This window comes from Acetobacter papayae (genome assembly GCF_047721125.1).
Lineage (GTDB): Bacteria > Pseudomonadota > Alphaproteobacteria > Acetobacterales > Acetobacteraceae > Acetobacter > Acetobacter papayae.
This window is the reverse complement of sequence record NZ_JBDNWF010000016.1, coordinates 18,227-34,208: the sequence shown is the minus strand read 5'-3', so window position 1 is coordinate 34,208 and position 15,982 is coordinate 18,227. Positions and strand designations below refer to the sequence as shown.

17 protein-coding genes are annotated in these 15,982 nt (G+C 61.2%); 11 read left to right on the top strand and 6 right to left on the bottom strand.

From position 1 onward, the window contains the following. Positions 1 to 5: 5 nt before the first annotated feature. The gene (gene secF, locus ABF757_RS06850) at positions 6 to 953 is read left to right on the top strand and encodes a protein translocase subunit SecF (RefSeq protein ID WP_415481494.1); all 948 of its coding nucleotides are present in this window, start codon (positions 6 to 8) and stop codon (positions 951 to 953) included. A 93-nt stretch (positions 954 to 1,046) separates the two neighbouring features. Here the strand turns inward: secF and ABF757_RS06845 are convergent, their stop codons facing one another. Together ABF757_RS06845 and mscL are read right to left on the bottom strand one after the other, a co-directional pair. Continuing rightward, the gene (locus ABF757_RS06845) at positions 1,047 to 1,499 is read right to left on the bottom strand and encodes a hypothetical protein (protein WP_415481493.1); all 453 of its coding nucleotides are present in this window, start codon (positions 1,497 to 1,499) and stop codon (positions 1,047 to 1,049) included. A 50-nt stretch (positions 1,500 to 1,549) separates the two neighbouring features. Then, on the bottom strand, positions 1,550 to 2,017 hold the full coding sequence (gene mscL / locus ABF757_RS06840) for a large conductance mechanosensitive channel protein MscL (RefSeq protein ID WP_025861126.1): 468 nt from the start codon (positions 2,015 to 2,017) through the stop codon (positions 1,550 to 1,552). A gap of 245 nt (positions 2,018 to 2,262) precedes the next feature. Here mscL and rpmE point away from each other — a divergent pair, with 245 nt between their 5' ends. The 3 genes from rpmE to ABF757_RS06825 all read left to right on the top strand — a co-directional run bounded on the left by rpmE (position 2,263) and on the right by ABF757_RS06825 (position 4,093). Next, entirely contained in the window at positions 2,263 to 2,493 is a 231-nt protein-coding gene (gene rpmE / locus ABF757_RS06835; RefSeq protein WP_025861127.1) for a 50S ribosomal protein L31, read from the top strand. Positions 2,494 to 2,719: 226 nt separating this feature from the next. Next, the gene (locus ABF757_RS06830; protein WP_415481492.1) at positions 2,720 to 3,229 is read left to right on the top strand and encodes an Hsp20 family protein; all 510 of its coding nucleotides are present in this window, start codon (positions 2,720 to 2,722) and stop codon (positions 3,227 to 3,229) included. A 273-nt stretch (positions 3,230 to 3,502) separates the two neighbouring features. Beyond that, entirely contained in the window at positions 3,503 to 4,093 is a 591-nt protein-coding gene (locus ABF757_RS06825) for a DUF1013 domain-containing protein (RefSeq protein ID WP_025861130.1), read from the top strand. A gap of 38 nt (positions 4,094 to 4,131) precedes the next feature. Here the strand turns inward: ABF757_RS06825 and ABF757_RS06820 are convergent, their stop codons facing one another. Then, positions 4,132 to 4,296: a YdcH family protein gene (locus ABF757_RS06820; protein ID WP_081773558.1), complete on the bottom strand. Its 165-nt coding sequence runs from the start codon at positions 4,294 to 4,296 to the stop codon at positions 4,132 to 4,134. Positions 4,297 to 4,525: 229 nt separating this feature from the next. Here ABF757_RS06820 and ABF757_RS06815 point away from each other — a divergent pair, with 229 nt between their 5' ends. The 3 genes from ABF757_RS06815 (at position 4,526) to ABF757_RS06805 (ending at position 6,593) form a co-directional block, all read left to right on the top strand. Next, entirely contained in the window at positions 4,526 to 4,732 is a 207-nt protein-coding gene (locus ABF757_RS06815) for a YdcH family protein (RefSeq protein WP_025861131.1), read from the top strand. Positions 4,733 to 4,920: 188 nt separating this feature from the next. Then, positions 4,921 to 5,424, top strand: coding sequence for a 5-(carboxyamino)imidazole ribonucleotide mutase (purE, locus tag ABF757_RS06810; protein WP_415481507.1), 504 nt, complete (start codon positions 4,921 to 4,923; stop codon positions 5,422 to 5,424). Next, a complete protein-coding gene (locus tag ABF757_RS06805) occupies positions 5,421 to 6,593 on the top strand; it encodes a 5-(carboxyamino)imidazole ribonucleotide synthase (RefSeq protein WP_415481491.1) in 1,173 nt (390 codons plus the stop codon). Before purE ends, ABF757_RS06805 begins: the two co-directional genes overlap by 4 nt. 3 nt (positions 6,594 to 6,596) lie before the next feature. Here the strand turns inward: ABF757_RS06805 and ABF757_RS06800 are convergent, their stop codons facing one another. Continuing rightward, complete coding sequence (locus ABF757_RS06800; protein ID WP_415481490.1) at positions 6,597 to 7,346, bottom strand: JAB domain-containing protein; 750 nt, start codon at positions 7,344 to 7,346, stop codon at positions 6,597 to 6,599. Beyond that, the gene (locus ABF757_RS06795) at positions 7,343 to 8,107 is read right to left on the bottom strand and encodes a UPF0758 domain-containing protein (RefSeq protein ID WP_415481489.1); all 765 of its coding nucleotides are present in this window, start codon (positions 8,105 to 8,107) and stop codon (positions 7,343 to 7,345) included. The genes ABF757_RS06800 and ABF757_RS06795 overlap by 4 nt, the downstream gene beginning before the upstream one ends. A gap of 46 nt (positions 8,108 to 8,153) precedes the next feature. Here ABF757_RS06795 and ABF757_RS06790 point away from each other — a divergent pair, with 46 nt between their 5' ends. From ABF757_RS06790 to ABF757_RS06775, 4 genes are all read left to right on the top strand, one after another. Further along, positions 8,154 to 10,406, top strand: coding sequence for an ATP-dependent helicase (locus tag ABF757_RS06790; protein WP_415481505.1), 2,253 nt, complete (start codon positions 8,154 to 8,156; stop codon positions 10,404 to 10,406). Then, entirely contained in the window at positions 10,406 to 11,332 is a 927-nt protein-coding gene (locus ABF757_RS06785; RefSeq protein ID WP_025860386.1) for a 50S ribosomal protein L11 methyltransferase, read from the top strand. The genes ABF757_RS06790 and ABF757_RS06785 overlap by 1 nt, the downstream gene beginning before the upstream one ends. Positions 11,333 to 11,334: 2 nt before the next feature. Further along, the gene (locus tag ABF757_RS06780) at positions 11,335 to 13,122 is read left to right on the top strand and encodes an aminopeptidase P family protein (RefSeq protein WP_415481488.1); all 1,788 of its coding nucleotides are present in this window, start codon (positions 11,335 to 11,337) and stop codon (positions 13,120 to 13,122) included. 96 nt (positions 13,123 to 13,218) lie between these two features. Further along, positions 13,219 to 14,250, top strand: coding sequence for an isocitrate/isopropylmalate dehydrogenase family protein (locus ABF757_RS06775; protein ID WP_415481487.1), 1,032 nt, complete (start codon positions 13,219 to 13,221; stop codon positions 14,248 to 14,250). Positions 14,251 to 14,343: 93 nt separating this feature from the next. Here ABF757_RS06775 and ABF757_RS06770 read toward each other — a convergent pair whose 3' ends face one another. Beyond that, entirely contained in the window at positions 14,344 to 15,891 is a 1,548-nt protein-coding gene (locus ABF757_RS06770; protein WP_415481486.1) for a peptide chain release factor 3, read from the bottom strand. Positions 15,892 to 15,982: the final 91 nt, after the last annotated feature.

The following is a 15,982-nucleotide window of genomic DNA, read 5'->3' as shown; positions in this document are numbered from 1 at the left end:
CGCATATGCTTGGACGTCCTCTTCTGCGCTTTGTCCGCAAGGATACGCACATTAACTTCATGCGGGGCCGCTATATGGGCCTGCTGGTTTCGGCCGTGCTGTCACTGGCCTCCCTTATCCTGTTCATCCACCCTGGCCTGACGCTGGGGCTGGATTTCAAGGGCGGGATTGTGGTGGAAGCCAAAACCCCTGCCCCGGCTGATTTCGGCACCCTGCGCGCGGCACTGGCTGCCCATGGCCTACCGCATGCCTCCATCCAGTCCTTTGGCGCACCCGATGATGTCCTGATCCGGCTGGATGCGGGAAGCGGCAAGGAAACGCAGACCCTTGTGGACACCGTGCGCCATACCGTGGCCGATGCCCTGCCCGGCACCACCATCCTGCGCGCCGATGCGGTTGGGGCCTCGGTTTCAGCCGAGCTGTTCCGCAACGGCATGCTTGCGCTGGGCATCAGTCTGGCGATGATTCTGGGTTACATCTGGGTGCGCTTCGAATGGGAGTTCGCACTCAGCGCCGTGGTGACCCTGATCCTTGACCTGACAAAGACCGTTGGCTTTCTGGTGCTGACCGGCTTTGAGTTCGATCTGGTCATGGTTGCGGCTATCCTGACCATTCTGGGCTATTCCACTAACGACAAAGTGGTGGTGTATGACCGCGTGCGTGAAAACCTGCGCAAATACCGCACCATGCCGCTGATGGAACTCATTAACCTCTCCATCAACGAAACGCTCAACCGCACGCTGGGCACATCTTCCACGGTGTTTCTGGCAGCCCTGCCGCTGGCCCTGTGGGGCGGCGCCACACTGTCGGGTTTTGCATGGACCATGCTGTTCGGCATTGTGGTGGGCACTTCTTCCTCCATCTTCATTGCAGCACCACTGCTGCTGTTCATGGGGGAAGGCCGCCTCAAGCGCGGCGCTAAAACAAAAACAGGAACGGCCACCGCCTCCTGAAAAAAAAGCTCTGCCGGGCTGGGAAAAACTCCCGCCCCGGCAGGGCTTTTTTAGGGTGCCACTAGCACCCTGCCTCTCTCTGATTATACGGCCCTAATGCACGATCCGCATGACCGGCCCCGGCTCCGGTGGGGCTGATGCCTGAATATTGTCGGGCGTTACGACCGCTGGCGGGCTGTTAATGAGGCTAATGAAGTCCTCAACCCTTTGCCCTGCCTTGTTCAGGTTTTCATTACTCGGCCTGTCGCGCAGCTGCATAATGGCTGTCAGGGCCTCCCTGTCCGACTGGAGAATACGCATATATTCCCCAACCGTAACCCGGTCTGACATCAACCGCCCACGCGCCATGCCATTGGCAATGACGTAGCTATAAAGGACGGTCTTGGGGGTTGGGCGGACAACCAGCCCGCCACTATGGGACTGGCACCCCGCCAGCAAACCGAGCAGGGCAACAGCCCGCACGCCCATACCCGCCAGACGGACAGAGCGCCTATCCTGCGACTTCGTGCGTAAAGCGGATAAAAAAAGGAATGCCGGACGACTCATGACCGGCATTCTATTCCACATTCCACGCCACATGGACAGAGCGTGCATGCTCAGGCTGCGGGTGGAGCCTTGGCGGCCAGTTCATCACGGATCTGCTCCAGCAGTTCCTCCGTGCGGGTGGGCGCGGGCGGTGCCTTGGGCTGTTCGTCTTCACGGACATGCAGGCGGGTAAGCGCCTTCACAACCCAGAAGATCACCAGTGCGACAATAACGAACTGGATGACCGCATTCAGGAACAGGCCAATGTTCATGGTGACAGCCCCGGCCTTCTGGGCTTCAGCCAGTGTCGCCAGATGCGGCCCCTTGAGGGTGATGAACAGGTTGGAAAAATCGATCCCCCCGATCAGCAGCCCCAGCAGCGGGTTAAAAACGTCCTTGACCAGACTGTTGACGATGGAGGTGAACGCCGCACCGACGATCACACCAACCGCCAGATCAACCACGTTGCCACGCATAATAAAGGCGCGGAATTCCGCTACCCAGCCAGGAGTATGAAGGGGAAAACCCTGCTCGGCCATTTTGATGTTCCTCTTTGTTATCTGGAATATAGCGCCTGAGTATGGCGCCAATTGCCGATCTGTCACAGCCTCAGAACGCACGGGAGCAGCAAAAAGCACCAGCAACCGTAGGCATTCGGGCCTGATCGAGCATAAAACACACATAGGAAATGAAGTGTTGATCCGATCTCCATGGATCGCTATATGCTGCCCACAAAAGCCCGGTCGGCATCGGGCCATCCTGTGACAGAGAAAGATTGACAGCCATGAAGCCCGGCATTCACCCCGACTATCACGAAATCACCGTTGTCATGACCGACGGCACCGAATACACGACGCACTCCTGCTACGGCAAACCCGGCGATACCCTGCGTCTGGACGTGGACACCAAGTCCCATCCCGCATGGACCGGCGTGCAGCGTATGCTCGACACGGGAGGCCAGGTGGCCAAGTTCAACAAGCGCTTTGCCGGTATCGGCACGCGCACGAAGGGCTGATTCTGCCCCGGCCGGGCCATGTAGGGTCCGGCTGGCTGGCGCGAGCCTTTTCGGGACGAACGAATGTGAACCCCATCCCCTTGAAAAAGGGGGTGGGGTTTTCCACGTTCAGGGGTGGCAGATGCCCGCAAACCGGGGTTTGCCGCACAGACTGTCGGGCGGGGTCGCCATAACGGGGCCCGGGCCAGCACGACAGGACCTTGCCAACAGAGAAGGTTCCCTGATCATGACATACGATTTCTCCCCCCTTTTTCGCACAGCCATTGGTTTTGACCGCTTGGCGCAGGTGATGGATAGCGCTGCACGCGCCAATGGCGCCCCCAGCTACCCGCCTTACGATATCGCCAAGACAGGCAGTGACAGCTACGCCCTGACCATGGCCGTGGCCGGTTTTGGCCCTGAAGATATTGAACTGATTGTGCAAGATAGCACGCTGGTTGTATCGGGCCGTGTTGGCGCACCAACGGCGGAAGGCGAAGTGCTGCACCGTGGCATTGCCCGCCGGGCGTTCGAGCGCCGCTTTGCTTTGGCGGACCATGTGGAAGTTACGGGGGCCGACATGCATAACGGGCTTTTGCGTATCACGGTACGCCAGATCGTGCCCGAAGCGCTCAAGCCACGCCGTATTCCAGTACGCAGTGCCGAAAGCGGCGCGGTACAGCTCCACAACCGCTCGGCTGAAGCCGGACAGACCAACGCGCCGGAAGAGACACCCCCCGTGGCAAGCGCTGCCTGAACCACAGGCAGGTAAAGGGCCTGAGGAGAGCCGCCGTAACACGCGGCCTCTCCAAACGGCCTTCCGGCCTGCCTGTCGGGCACAAAAAGGGGAAAACACGGGTGTTCCCCTTGCCTGTTGTGCATTTGCGGCTTGACCTGCGTGGGTTGCTCCCGCCATATCGTGCCCCATATGCGCGTCGGCAGGCACGCAGGGTTTGGGAAGCCACGACTCTTCCAGGCCGTCAACTTACGGGTGCCTGCGTAACGCGGCCCGAATGACAGGATGGAAGCCATGACAACCTTACCGCTTATGCCCAAGGCGACCGCCGTGTGGCTGATTGAAAAAACCGCCCTCAGCTTTGAGCAGATCGCTGCATTCTGCGGCATGCACCCGCTGGAAGTGCAGGCTATCGCGGATGGTGAGGTCGCTCAGGGGATTGTCGGTTACGACCCGATTGCCAACCATCAGGTAACAGCCGAGGAAATCCGCCGCTGCGAGGCCTCGACCACGGCACGGCTGAAGATTCTGACGGTCAATAATCCGGTGCGCCGCCGCTCCAAGGGCGCGCGTTACACGCCTATCGCCAAGCGCCATGACCGGCCGGATGGCATTGCCTTTCTGCTGCGCAACTACCCGCAGCTCAATGATGTGCAGATTGTCAAACTGCTGGGCACCACCAAGGACACCATTGCCAAGGTGCGTGACAAGCAGCACTGGAACACGCCCAACATCAAGCCGCGCGACCCGGTGACGGTTGGCCTGTGCAGCCAGACAGACCTGAACGCCGCCATTTCGGAAGCGAATACCCGGCTTGAGCGGGAAGGGGCGGAAATTCCTACCCCCACCCTTGAAGCTGGCGATTTCAATTTTTCAGAAGAATAACGCCACCCACCCCCGGCGCCTGTGCGCCGGGGGTATGGTTATGTCGCGAGCTTCTCTATTTCTTCCTTGAGTCGCAGCTTCTGCAACTTCAGGCACATGAGCACGCGCTCGTCCGGTCTGGGTCTTCCACCTTCGTTGACAATCTGCTGGTCAACACGGAAATGGCGGGTCTTGAGACTTTCAATCCTTGTAAGGCGCGTCATGGCGGCCTCCATTCGGTTGTGGACCTGACAACGGTAACGTACTGTCGGCCGTTAATTTCATGCTAATTTCATTATTCACGACATGATGTCATGCGCTGGGTTCATGGAACTTTTTTGTATCTGTGGGCTGGCCTGATGCGCCGGGTTGGTCAACACTGCTGGAAATACGTGCGCGGGCAAGGCCCCGATGCTACGCAGGTTCCTACCTTGGTGTAAGGAGAGTAACAGAATGCTGCATGACCGTGATTCAGTGCTTGGCCAGCTTCATGAACTCCGCAGCGAACACCGCGACCTCGATACCGTCATCAACCGCATGACATCCGAAACGGCTTTTATCGACCAGCTTTACCTCCAGCGCCTCAAAAAACGGAAGCTTCAGCTCAAGGACCTTATCACAAGGCTTGAAAGCAGGCTGATCCCGGACAATATTGCCTGACCTTTTTCAACCGGCCTGCCGGCCTTTTGCCAACCTCCTTGCCAACCGGCCTGAACGCGTGGCCCGCGCATCTGGCCAGACCAAGTGGATAGACCGCCCCCGTGAGCACGCAAGACCAGTTCCCACCCGACGCCCCGTACGATAACGAGACGGATACCCGTTCCGCATCCGAACAGACCAGCACCATCATGGCAGATGGCGCCAAGGTGCGTGTCGGCATTATTATGGGCAGCCAGTCCGACTGGGAGACCATGCGCCATGCGGATGCAATCCTGAACGAACTGGCCATCCCGCATGAGGTGAACATCGTCTCCGCGCACCGCACGCCAGACAGGCTGGCGGATTATGCCCGCACGGCGGCGGATCGCGGCCTGCATGTCATTATCGCCGGTGCGGGCGGGGCAGCCCACCTGCCGGGCATGTGTGCGGCATGGACCCGCCTGCCCGTGCTGGGCGTGCCGGTGGAATCCCGTGCGCTCAAAGGCATGGACAGTCTGCTCTCCATCGTTCAGATGCCCGGTGGCGTGCCCGTGGGCACGCTGGCCATTGGCGCGCCAGGGGCCAAGAATGCGGGCCTGCTGGCCGCCTCCATTCTAGCCGTGCAAGACGCGGCCCTCGCGGCCCGGCTGGAAGCATGGCGCGCCTTGCAGACCGCCTCTGTTCCCAACACCCCCATGACCGAACTGCCATGAACGACACAGCCGCCCTGCCCCCCAACGCAGTCATTGGTATTGTCGGCGGTGGGCAGCTTGGCCGCATGTCGGCCATTGCCGCAGCCCAACTAGGCTACCGCACCCATATTCTGACACAGGATGCCAGCGGCCCCGCGGCTCAGGTGGCCGACGCCATAACCCTCGGCGCCTATGATGACCCTGCGGCACTGGAGGCCTTCGCCCGCGCGGTGGATGTTGTCACTTTCGAGTTCGAAAACATCAGTGCAGATGCGCTGGACCATCTCTCCCGCCATTGCCCGGTGCGTCCCTCGGGGCATATCCTGCGTATCAGTCAGGATCGGCTGGCAGAAAAAACCTTCCTGTCCGAGGCGGGTATTCCCCTCGCCCCGTGGCATGCCGTGCTCAACCGGGCTGACCTGCATGACGCGGCCAAAAGCCTCGGCCTGCCACTCATTCTCAAAACCACCCGTAATGGCTATGACGGCAAGGGCCAGATTCGCGTGCATGACGCGGCGGAACTGGACAACGCCTTCGATACGCTGGCCCCGCACCCGCTGGTGGCCGAAGGTATGGTGGATTTCGCCAGCGAACTCAGTGTGATGGTCGCACGCGGCACGGATGGCACCATCCGCTGTTTCGATACGGTGCAGAACAAGCACTGGCAGGGTATTCTGGACCTAACGCTGGCTCCCGCCCCGGTGATGGATGCCATCGCTCAGGATGCCCAGACTCTGGCGACAAATATCGCCCAAGCCCTCGACCTGGTCGGGATCATGGGTGTGGAGATGTTTCTCTCACGCTCTGGCACGTTGCTGGTCAATGAAATCGCGCCCCGCCCGCATAATTCGGGCCACTGGACGATGGATGCCTGCCCGCAGGACCAGTTTGACCTGCATATCCGCGCTGTGGCGGGCCTGCCCCTACCCCCGGCCGTGCGCCATTCCGACGCGGTGATGAAAAACCTCGTCGGGCCGGAAGACATGGCACTGTGGCCTGATATCGTAGCGACACCGGGCCATATCCCCCATCTGTACGGTAAGGAACAGGCCCTGCCCGGCCGCAAGATGGGCCATGTGAACCTGCTCTTTCCGTTCGGTAGCCTGCCCGGTGAATTCGGAATCCGTGCGGCGCTTGGGTCTCTGGCCACACGCTGCGCTGCTCCCGATCTGGCTGAGCAGGATAGCTGAGCGCTACAGCAACCCCTCCGCCTTGAGGCTGAATATCCGCCCGCCGCCAACAATCACATGGTCAATGACAGCCATGTCGAATACGGCGGCGGCGGCGATCACACGGCCCGTCATGATAATATCGGAATCGGACGGAGCCGGATTGCCGCTGGGGTGGTTATGCACAAGAATCAGCCCGGCAGCCTCCAGCTCCAGCCCGCGCCGCACGACCTCGCGCGGGTAAACCGGCGCATGATCCACCGTGCCCTGCCCCATTAGAACATCTTCGAGCAGATAGTGCTCCTTATCCACATACAGCACGCGAATCTGCTCCACACGCTCATGCGCCATGACAGTGTGCAGATAGGCATGAAGCTGCGGCCCGCTGGTTAACAGGCGCTGGGCGCGCAAGGAGGCCTCCTGCACCCTGCGGCGCGCTTCATGCACAACCAGCAGCATAACCCTGAGCGCATCTGGCCATTGCTGCCACGCCTCCCCCGCACTACCCGCCGCCGCGAACACGCCTGCCAACGAGCCATGTGCGGCCAGCAGGCGCTGGGCCACGGCTTCGGGGCCTGCAAGCCGGGGCACTGCGAGGCTAACAAGACGTGCGAGCAGACCCACTTCATCCGCGCCAACTGCCAGCAGCGGCTCTCTTGGTGGGAAAATTTCCGCCCCTTGCGGCCCACCGTGCCCGAAACGGAAGAACGCGGCATCATCCAGTTCGCCTGAGGGGTTTCGCCGTGCGGGATCGGCCGATTTACGCCGGTTCACGCTTCATCCCCGTCGTAGCTGAAGCTCAGCCACTGCGCGCGCCCCACTGCCAGATGCCCATGCGCACTTAAAGCAAGCCGTGGAGCCGCCTGCCCTATGGCAACCGCCAGCGGTCTGGCCTGCGCCAGCGCCAGATCGAGCTGGGTATCATCACGCACGAGATGCACCGTCAGCACCGCGCAGGCATGCAGCGCCACGGCCCGGCGCATAAGGGTGGCCACAGCCTCCGCAGCATCCTGAAACGGCTGCCCCGGCAAAGCTTCATCGGCCAGAAGGTTGTTATGGCTATCCAGAAACAGGGCCCGAACCTGCCCCGGCGGACTGAGTGCCAGACAGGAATTGGCGTATAAAAAAATACTGCCCCAGCTATCGAGCATCAGCCGCTCGGCTTCGGCCGCACGCGGCGCTGTAGCCGCAAGCTGCGCAACACAGCCGAACACCCCGGCACCCCGCTCAGGCGCGCCGGCTGCCCGCAAGGCTTCCGGTGGAGCCCCCAGCACAGCGGATAACGAGCCAAACTGGTTTATAAGCGCTTTGGCCAGTGGCTTGGTGTCGCGCCGTGGCACACCTGAAAACAGCAGCATTTCAATAATTTCGTAGTCAGCCAGACCGGCGGGACCATGCCGCAGTACGCGTTCGCGCATGCGCTGCCTGTGCCCCTGTGGGCCAGTGCTGTCAAAAACGCTCCCGCTCCGCCCCTGCCCCGTAAGCCTGCCACTCCGCCGTCTTTCAGCCTGTTCATCCGGCGGCCCGTTATCCATGATCCTGCTCCGATTGGCCTAATGCCCGACATCATTATATAAGGGTCTGGTGACGACATCCGAACCCCCTTCCTCACCGCTTTTTGCGTCCCTGCCCTCTGAGGGCGAGTCCTATCTTGCACGGCTCAACCCCGAGCAGCGTGCGGCCATTGAAACAACGGATGGCCCGCTGCTGGTGCTGGCCGGGGCTGGCACGGGCAAAACCCGTGTCCTGACAACCCGCTTCGCCCATATCCTGCTAACAGGTCGGGCAAAGCCGTGGCAGATTCTGGCGGTAACCTTTACCAACAAGGCCGCGCGGGAAATGCGCGAGCGCGTGGGCACCCTGCTGGGCAGCCCGGCGGAAGGGCTGTGGCTGGGTACCTTCCACGCCCTGTGCGCACGCATGCTGCGCCGCCACGCGGAAACGGCGGGCCTGACATCCAGCTTCACCATTCTGGACACGGACGACCAGTTGCGCCTGCTCAAGCAGGTCATGGAGCCATGGCGGATCGATACCAAACGCTGGCCGGCACCGGGGCTACTGGGCGTGATCCAGCGCTGGAAGGATCGGGGCCTGACACCCGCGCGCGTAACCCCGGCGGAAGACACGGATTTTGCCAACGGCCATGCTCGCGCCATTTACACGGCCTATCAGCAGCGCCTGATACAGCTCAACGCCTGCGATTTTGGCGATCTGATGCTGCATGTAACGGAAATCCTGCGCACCCACCCTGATATTTTAGCCCAGTATCACCGCCTGTTCCGCTATATTCTGGTGGACGAATACCAAGATACCAACACCGTCCAGTATCTGTGGCTGCGCCTGCTGGCCAAGCAGCCTGACGGTTCGGCCAATATCTGCTGCGTGGGAGATGACGACCAGTCGATCTACTCATGGCGCGGGGCTGAGGTTGAAAACATCCTGCGGTTTGAAAAGGATTTTCCCGGCGCGCAGGTAGTCAGGCTGGAGCGTAACTACCGCTCCACCCGGCATATTCTGGGAACCGCCGCCGGACTGATCGCCCATAATGGCGAACGCTTGGGCAAGACCCTGCGCTCTGGCCGTGAGGATTCCGAAGGCGAGAAGGTGCGTGTCATCGGCGTATGGGATTCGGATGCTGAGGCCCGGAGCGTATGCGAACGCGCCGAATCCCTGCGCCGGCAGGGGCATTCACTGACGGAAATGGCCATTCTGGTGCGCGCCGGTTTCCAGACCCGCGCTTTTGAAGAACGTCTGGTACAGACCGGCCTGCCCTACCGTATTGTTGGCGGTGTGCGTTTTTATGAGCGGGCCGAAATACGCGACACCCTCGCCTATCTGCGCGTGCTCAACCAGCCTGCGGATGATCTGGCGTTTGAGAGAATCGTCAACACGCCCAAACGGGGTGTAGGCCCTGCGGCGTTGCAGAAACTCCATGCCAGCGCACGCGAGCACAACCAACCCCTGACCGCCGCCGCACGTATTCTGACCGAAAACGGCACGCTCAAAGGCAAGCTAGGAGAGCAGGTCAGCACCCTGCTGGCCACGCTGGAAGCCACGCGCGAACTGCTCGCGCGTGAAGGCCATGTTGTCGCCACCGAACACCTGCTGGAAGAAAGCGGCTATCTGGACATGTGGCGGCAGGACCGCTCGCCCGAGGCGCCGGGCCGTCTGGAAAACCTTAAGGAACTGGTGCGCGCACTAGCCGATTTCCCGACATTGGGGGATTTTCTCGAACATGTAGCCCTTGTCATGGAACAGGATGAAAACGCGCAGGAAGCGCGCCTGTCCATCATGACCCTGCACGGCGCCAAGGGGCTGGAATTCGATATCGTGTTCCTGCCCGGCTGGGAGGAAGGCGTGTTTCCCTCGCAGCGCACGCTGGATGAAGGCGGGCTGAAAGGGCTGGAAGAAGAACGCCGCCTTGCCTATGTCGGTATTACGCGCGCGCGCAAGCTGGCCCTTATCTACCACGCAGGCAGCCGCCGGATATACGCGAACTGGCAGCCTTCCATGCCCAGCCGCTTTCTGGATGAACTGCCTGAAGAGCATATTACCCGCAAGAACGAGGGCGGCACGCGCCAGCACGGCCTGCGCAGCACCGAATCCCTTTTTGCCGCCGGGCCGCTCAACGCCACACCCGGCCTGTCCTCGCCGCGCAGAACACCCGCCACCCGGCCTGTAGCCACGGCCCCCGCATTCTCGCTGGGCCAGCAGGTGCGCCACCCCCGCTTTGGGGAAGGCACCGTCATTGCCGTTGACCGACACCATGTTGAGGTCGTGTTCGAAGGCGTTGGCACCAAACGACTTCTTTCCTCCTTTATCGAGAAACTCTAATGGCCCCCACCACCCGCCGCCACGCCACCAGTCTGGAAACGATTGCTGTCACCGTACCCGAAGCCGCCGTGCCGTTTTTTGAAAACGCCATTGGCAGTGTGTGCACCACGGTCGGCATTTTCGAGGCCAACCCGGAAGGCACGCTCTGGCGGGTTGAAGGCGTGCGCGACCATGGCCACCGCGATGATGAACTGACCACCGCCCTGCTTCTGGCGCAGCTCGCCAGCGGCGAAAATGCTGAGCTTGAGCGTAGCCCCACCGAGGCAGAAGGCTGGCTGGCCCGCACGTATGAAGCTTTTCCCGAGCAGGCAGTCGGTCGCCGTTTCGTCATTCGTGGCACGCACCTGCCGGAACAGGCTGATAGCACACGCATTGCCCTGACCCTGGATGCCGGGGTTGCGTTCGGCTCGGGCGAGCACGGCTCCACCCGTGGGTGCCTGCGTGCGCTGGAACGGATCGCCCACCGTGCGCCCCGGCGCATTCTTGATCTGGGCTGCGGCACCGGCATTCTGGCCATGGCAGCAGCGGCCCTGCTGCACAGGCCGGTTCTGGCCGTGGATATCGAGCCGTGGTCGGTGCGGGTTTCAGCCCATAACGCCCAGCGTAATCAGCTAAGCCGCCTGCTCACCTGCCGACTGGGCAATGGCTGGAACACGCCTGCCATCCGCCGTGCGGCTCCGTATGATCTGGTGTTTGCCAATATTCTGGCCCGCCCGCTCTGCCTTATGGCCAAAGACCTTGCGCGCAACCTGAGCCCCGGCGGCACTGTCATTCTGGCAGGGCTTCTGCGCACGCAAATCCGCATGGTGCTGTCTGCCCACAGGCGGCAGGGGCTGGTGCTTGAACAGGTTCTGACCGAAGGCGACTGGGCAACGCTCGTGCTCCGCAAGCCCAACCGCCCGACACTTCGCGCCAAAGGACAATAAGCATGGCTCCTGCCCATCCTTTTCCCCACCGCCTTGCCGCCCTGCGCGCAGCGCTGACAGAAAACGGACTGGATGGGCTTCTGGTCCCCCATAGCGATGAATATCTAGGGGAATACACCCCGGCCTGCGCCGAACGTCTGGCCTGGCTGACCGGCTTTACCGGCAGTGCGGGAAGCGCTGTGGTGCTGGCCACCAAAGCCGCTGTTTTTTCCGATGGCCGCTACACAACCCAGATGGCGCAGGAGGTTGATTCAGTACTCTGGTCATGCCTGCACAGCCTGAACACGCCGCCCGCCACATGGCTGGCCACCACCGCAACGCCGGGCAGCCGGATCGGTTATGACCCACGGGTAATGAGCCAGTCGGCCCTCAGGCCGTTCCTGTCCATACCGGACATCACGCTGGTACCAACCGACCACAACCTTATCGACAGCCTGTGGGCCGACCGCCCCACCCTGCCCACGGCCCCAGCCTTTATCCACCCGCTAGACTATGCGGGCGAGGAATCCGCCACCAAGCGGGCCACCATTGCAGCAGAACTGAAAACGCTCGGGCAGAGCGCCGCCATCCTGAGCGACAGCGCCTCCATTGCGTGGCTGCTCAACATCCGTGGCGCGGATATTCCCTGCACGCCTGTCGTGCTGGCATTTGCCATGGTCCATGCGGATGCCACGGTCGATGTGTTTGTCTCTCAAGCCAAAATACCAGCAGATGTAAAAACATGGCTCGGGCCGGATATTCGCCTGCATGAGCCAGAACACATGCAGGCAGTACTGAGGCGCATGAGCGGCGCACGCATCGGGGTAGATCCGGCCTCTAATGCAGTCTGGTTCACGCAGGTTCTTGAAAATGCCGGGGCCACCGTGTGCCCCACGCCAGACCCGTGCCTGCTGCCAAAAGCCCGCAAGAACGCTACCGAGCAGGCTGGTATGCGCGCGGCCCATCTGCGCGACGGCGTGGCCGTATGCCGCTTCTTGCACTGGCTCGACACGCAGGGACAGGGCTGCACGGAGCTTGAAGCCGCCGACCGACTGGAGGCCTTCCGGGCTGAGCATGCGCTTTACCGGGGCGCATCTTTTCCCACCATTTCCGGCTCCGGCCCTAACGGGGCCATTATCCACTACCGGGTAACCCCGCAGAGTGATCGCAGGCTGGGCGAAAACGAAGTCTATCTGTGCGATAGCGGCGGCCAGTATCCTGATGGCACTACCGACATTACCCGCACAATCTGGACCGGGCCGGGCACACCGCCCGATGCCCTGCGCGCCACGTTTACCCGTGTGCTCAAAGGCAACCTGACACTGGGCCATGCGCGTTTTCCCGCAGGCACCACCGGCACGGCGCTGGATGCGCTGGCCCGCTACGCTCTGTGGCAGGACGGGCTGGAATACGACCACGGCACCGGGCATGGAGTCGGCTCTTTCCTGTCCGTGCATGAAGGGCCTGCGCGGATTGCCAAGGCGCCTTCCGCCATTGCACTGGAAGCGGGCATGGTTCTGTCGAACGAGCCGGGCTTTTACCTGCCGGGTGCGTATGGAATCCGTCTTGAAACACTGGTTCTGGTACGCCCCGCACAACGGGTACAAACCGAACGTGTCTTTTTGGAATTTGAAACACTGACGCTGGCGCCCTTTGACACGCGCCTGATCGACCCTGCCCTGCTGGGTGCGGAAGATACGTCACGACTGAATGCCTATCATGCGCAAATTCTGGGGCAGATCGCACCATTTCTGCCTCAGGACGCGCAAAACTGGCTAGAAAACGCCTGTGCGCCTCTCAACTGCCCGTGAAGACGAAACCCGACGCGGATTGTCACGCAAATGGGAATCGCCTGACCGGCGAAAGAGGCGCAGAACAGGCAGCGAAGTGAAAGGGAGCTTCTCAGAATGACAGCAGACAGCAAGACCATTCCCGCCACTCTTATCGCTGGCGATGGAATTGGCCCTGAAATTGTTGAATCGGTAATCGAGATTCTGGATGCGGTTAACGCCCCATTCGCATGGGATCCCCAACTGGCCGGCATGGCTGGCGTTGACGCCGTAAACGATCCTCTGCCCAAGCAGACGATCGAAAGCATCCGCCGCACCGGCCTCGCCCTGAAAGGCCCGCTGACCACGCCGGTCGGGGGTGGTTTCAAGTCCATCAACGTGACGCTGCGCCAGGAATTCGGGCTGTTTGCCAACCTGCGCCCCACCAAGACCATCGTGCCCGGCGGCAAGTTCGAAGATATCGATCTTGTGCTCTTCCGCGAGAACCTTGAAGGGTACTACGCGGCGATGGAACACTACATTCCGGTGGGTGAAGACCCCAAGGGCATCGCCCTCAGCTCGGGCTTTACCTCCCGCGCGGAATGCCGCCGTATCGTCAAATACGCTTTTGAATACGCCGTGCAGAACAACCGCAAGACGGTTACCATCGTGCACAAGGCAAACATTCTCAAGCTGCTGACCGGGCTGTTCCTTGAAGAAGGCCGCAAGGTGGCCGAAGAATACAAGGGCCGCATCGAGTTCAACGAACGGATTGTCGATGCCTGCGCCATGCAGCTTGTCATCAACCCGTGGCAGTTTGACGTGATCGTCACCACCAACCTGTTCGGCGATATCCTGTCCGACCTCACGGCTGGTCTGGTCGGCGGTCTGGGTATGGCACCGGGTGCTAATATCGGTGAAAAGGCTGCTGTCTTTGAAGCCGTGCACGGCTCTGCCCCCGATATCGCAGGCAAGGGCGTTGCCAACCCGCTGGCCCTGCTGCTGGCCGCCGTGATGATGCTGCGCCATGTCGGCCGTGGCGATCTGGCAGACCGGATCGACAGCGCCATTGCCAATGTCATCACCAAAGGTTCCGTGCGCACGCGTGATCTGGGTGGCAAGGCTGGCACCAAGGAACTGACGGCTGCTCTCAAGCAGGCACTGGTCTGATACCACTTTCGCTTTCCCGCCGTGGCAACAGGGCGGGAAACAGAAAAGGGAGCCTTTCGGCTCCCTTTTTTTATGCCCAAACGGCCATGGGCCTTAGCCCACGCCAATACCAATCTGCTTGATGTCATGAAAGCGGATATCGGGGTTCTGTTCTTCCGTACGCCGCATCATGAACGAAGACGTAGCGAGAAACACCGGATCGTCATCCAAATCATCCGCCATGGCAGCACGGTTGGCCCCGGCAAAGGCTTCGATTTTATCGCGCGGGCCGGTAATCCAGCGCGCGAGCGAATAAGGCGTTGAGTCAAAGCCAATACCAACGCCGTATTCCGCCTTCAGCCGCGCCTGTAGCACGTCAAGCTGGAGGGTACCCACCACCCCCACAATCGGCGGCGCGCCATCCTGAGGGCGGAAAAGCTGTACCACGCCTTCTTCCGCAAGCTGCACCAGAGCCTGCTTGAGCTTCTTGGCCTTCATTGCGTCATCAAGGCGAACGCGACGCAGGATTTCAGGCGCAAAATGCGGCACGCCGGTAAACTGGATGTCTTCACCCTCAGTCAGCGTATCGCCAATGCGCAGCGTGCCGTGGTTGGGAATACCCACCACATCGCCCGCAAAAGCTTCCTCTGCCAGATGCCGGTCCTGCGCGAAAAAGAACTGCGGCGTATGCACGGCAAAGCTCTTACCCGTACGAGTATGCTTGAGCTTCATGCCCCGCGTCAGACGGCCCGAGCAGACACGCGCAAAGGCAATACGGTCGCGGTGGTTGGGGTCCATATTCGCCTGAATTTTGAACACCAGCGCCGTCATGCCAGTTTCATCCGCCGTAACGGTGCGGCTTTCGGCTGCCTGCGCACGAGGGGAAGGCCCAAAGGCCACCAGCGCATCCAGCAGGTCCGTGACCCCGATTTCCTTGATCGCACTCCCGAAGAACACTGGGGTAAGGTGCCCCGCATCAAAGGATTCGCGCTCGAAAGGCGGCAGGGCGGCGCGGGCCAGTTCCAGTTCCTCTTCCAGTTGTGTCAGGCGCGGGTCGTCCTGCGGCAGAGGCGTTGGGGTGTGCAGCGTATCGTTCAGCAGGTCATACGTGCCTGCAAAATTTGCCGCACGGCCAACCGGCCATGTCGCGGGCGATGTATCGAGCGCCAGTGACGAGGCAATTTCATCAAGCAGTGCAAAGGGGTCCTGCGCTTCACGGTCCATCTTGTTGATGAATGTGACAATGGGAATATCGCGCAGGCGGCAGATTTCGAACAGCTTGCGCGTCCGGTCCTCGATCCCCTTGGCGGCGTCGATCACCATCACGGCGGAATCCACGGCTGTCAGGGTGCGGTAGGTATCTTCCGAAAAGTCTTCATGTCCGGGCGTATCGAGCAGATTGAACACGCAGCCGCCGTAATCGAACGTCATGACCGAGCTGACAACCGAAATGCCACGATCCCGCTCGATTGCCATCCAGTCAGACCGTGTCCGGCGGCGCTCGCCCTTGGCGCGCACATTGCCCGCAAGCTGAATGGCCCCACCTGCACGCAGGATACGCTCGGTCAGCGTCGTTTTACCGGCGTCAGGATGGGAGATAATGGCAAAGGTGCGCCGACGGGCAATTTCCCTGCCCAGTTCGGCCATGGCGGGATCAGACATGCGAAAACCAGTTCCAAGACGGTGCGCGCAATAAAGGCTGGCACCGGTAAAAACGGCAAACGCCGGGTGGAGAGCAGGCCCTCCACCCGGC

Excerpts from the sequence above, each read along its gene's own strand:
- secF (WP_415481494.1), top strand. The coding sequence starts at position 6 with ATGCTTGGACGTCCTCTTCTGCGCTTTGTCCGCAAGGATACGCACATT.
- ABF757_RS06845 (WP_415481493.1), bottom strand. The coding sequence starts at position 1,499 with ATGAGTCGTCCGGCATTCCTTTTTTTATCCGCTTTACGCACGAAGTCG.
- mscL (WP_025861126.1), bottom strand. The coding sequence starts at position 2,017 with ATGGCCGAGCAGGGTTTTCCCCTTCATACTCCTGGCTGGGTAGCGGAA.
- rpmE (WP_025861127.1), top strand. The coding sequence starts at position 2,263 with ATGAAGCCCGGCATTCACCCCGACTATCACGAAATCACCGTTGTCATG.
- ABF757_RS06830 (WP_415481492.1), top strand. The coding sequence starts at position 2,720 with ATGACATACGATTTCTCCCCCCTTTTTCGCACAGCCATTGGTTTTGAC.
- ABF757_RS06825 (WP_025861130.1), top strand. The coding sequence starts at position 3,503 with ATGACAACCTTACCGCTTATGCCCAAGGCGACCGCCGTGTGGCTGATT.
- ABF757_RS06820 (WP_081773558.1), bottom strand. The coding sequence starts at position 4,296 with ATGACGCGCCTTACAAGGATTGAAAGTCTCAAGACCCGCCATTTCCGT.
- ABF757_RS06815 (WP_025861131.1), top strand. The coding sequence starts at position 4,526 with ATGCTGCATGACCGTGATTCAGTGCTTGGCCAGCTTCATGAACTCCGC.
- purE (WP_415481507.1), top strand. The coding sequence starts at position 4,921 with ATGGCAGATGGCGCCAAGGTGCGTGTCGGCATTATTATGGGCAGCCAG.
- ABF757_RS06805 (WP_415481491.1), top strand. The coding sequence starts at position 5,421 with ATGAACGACACAGCCGCCCTGCCCCCCAACGCAGTCATTGGTATTGTC.
- ABF757_RS06795 (WP_415481489.1), bottom strand. The coding sequence starts at position 8,107 with ATGGATAACGGGCCGCCGGATGAACAGGCTGAAAGACGGCGGAGTGGC.
- ABF757_RS06785 (WP_025860386.1), top strand. The coding sequence starts at position 10,406 with ATGGCCCCCACCACCCGCCGCCACGCCACCAGTCTGGAAACGATTGCT.
- ABF757_RS06780 (WP_415481488.1), top strand. The coding sequence starts at position 11,335 with ATGGCTCCTGCCCATCCTTTTCCCCACCGCCTTGCCGCCCTGCGCGCA.
- ABF757_RS06775 (WP_415481487.1), top strand. The coding sequence starts at position 13,219 with ATGACAGCAGACAGCAAGACCATTCCCGCCACTCTTATCGCTGGCGAT.
- ABF757_RS06770 (WP_415481486.1), bottom strand. The coding sequence starts at position 15,891 with ATGTCTGATCCCGCCATGGCCGAACTGGGCAGGGAAATTGCCCGTCGG.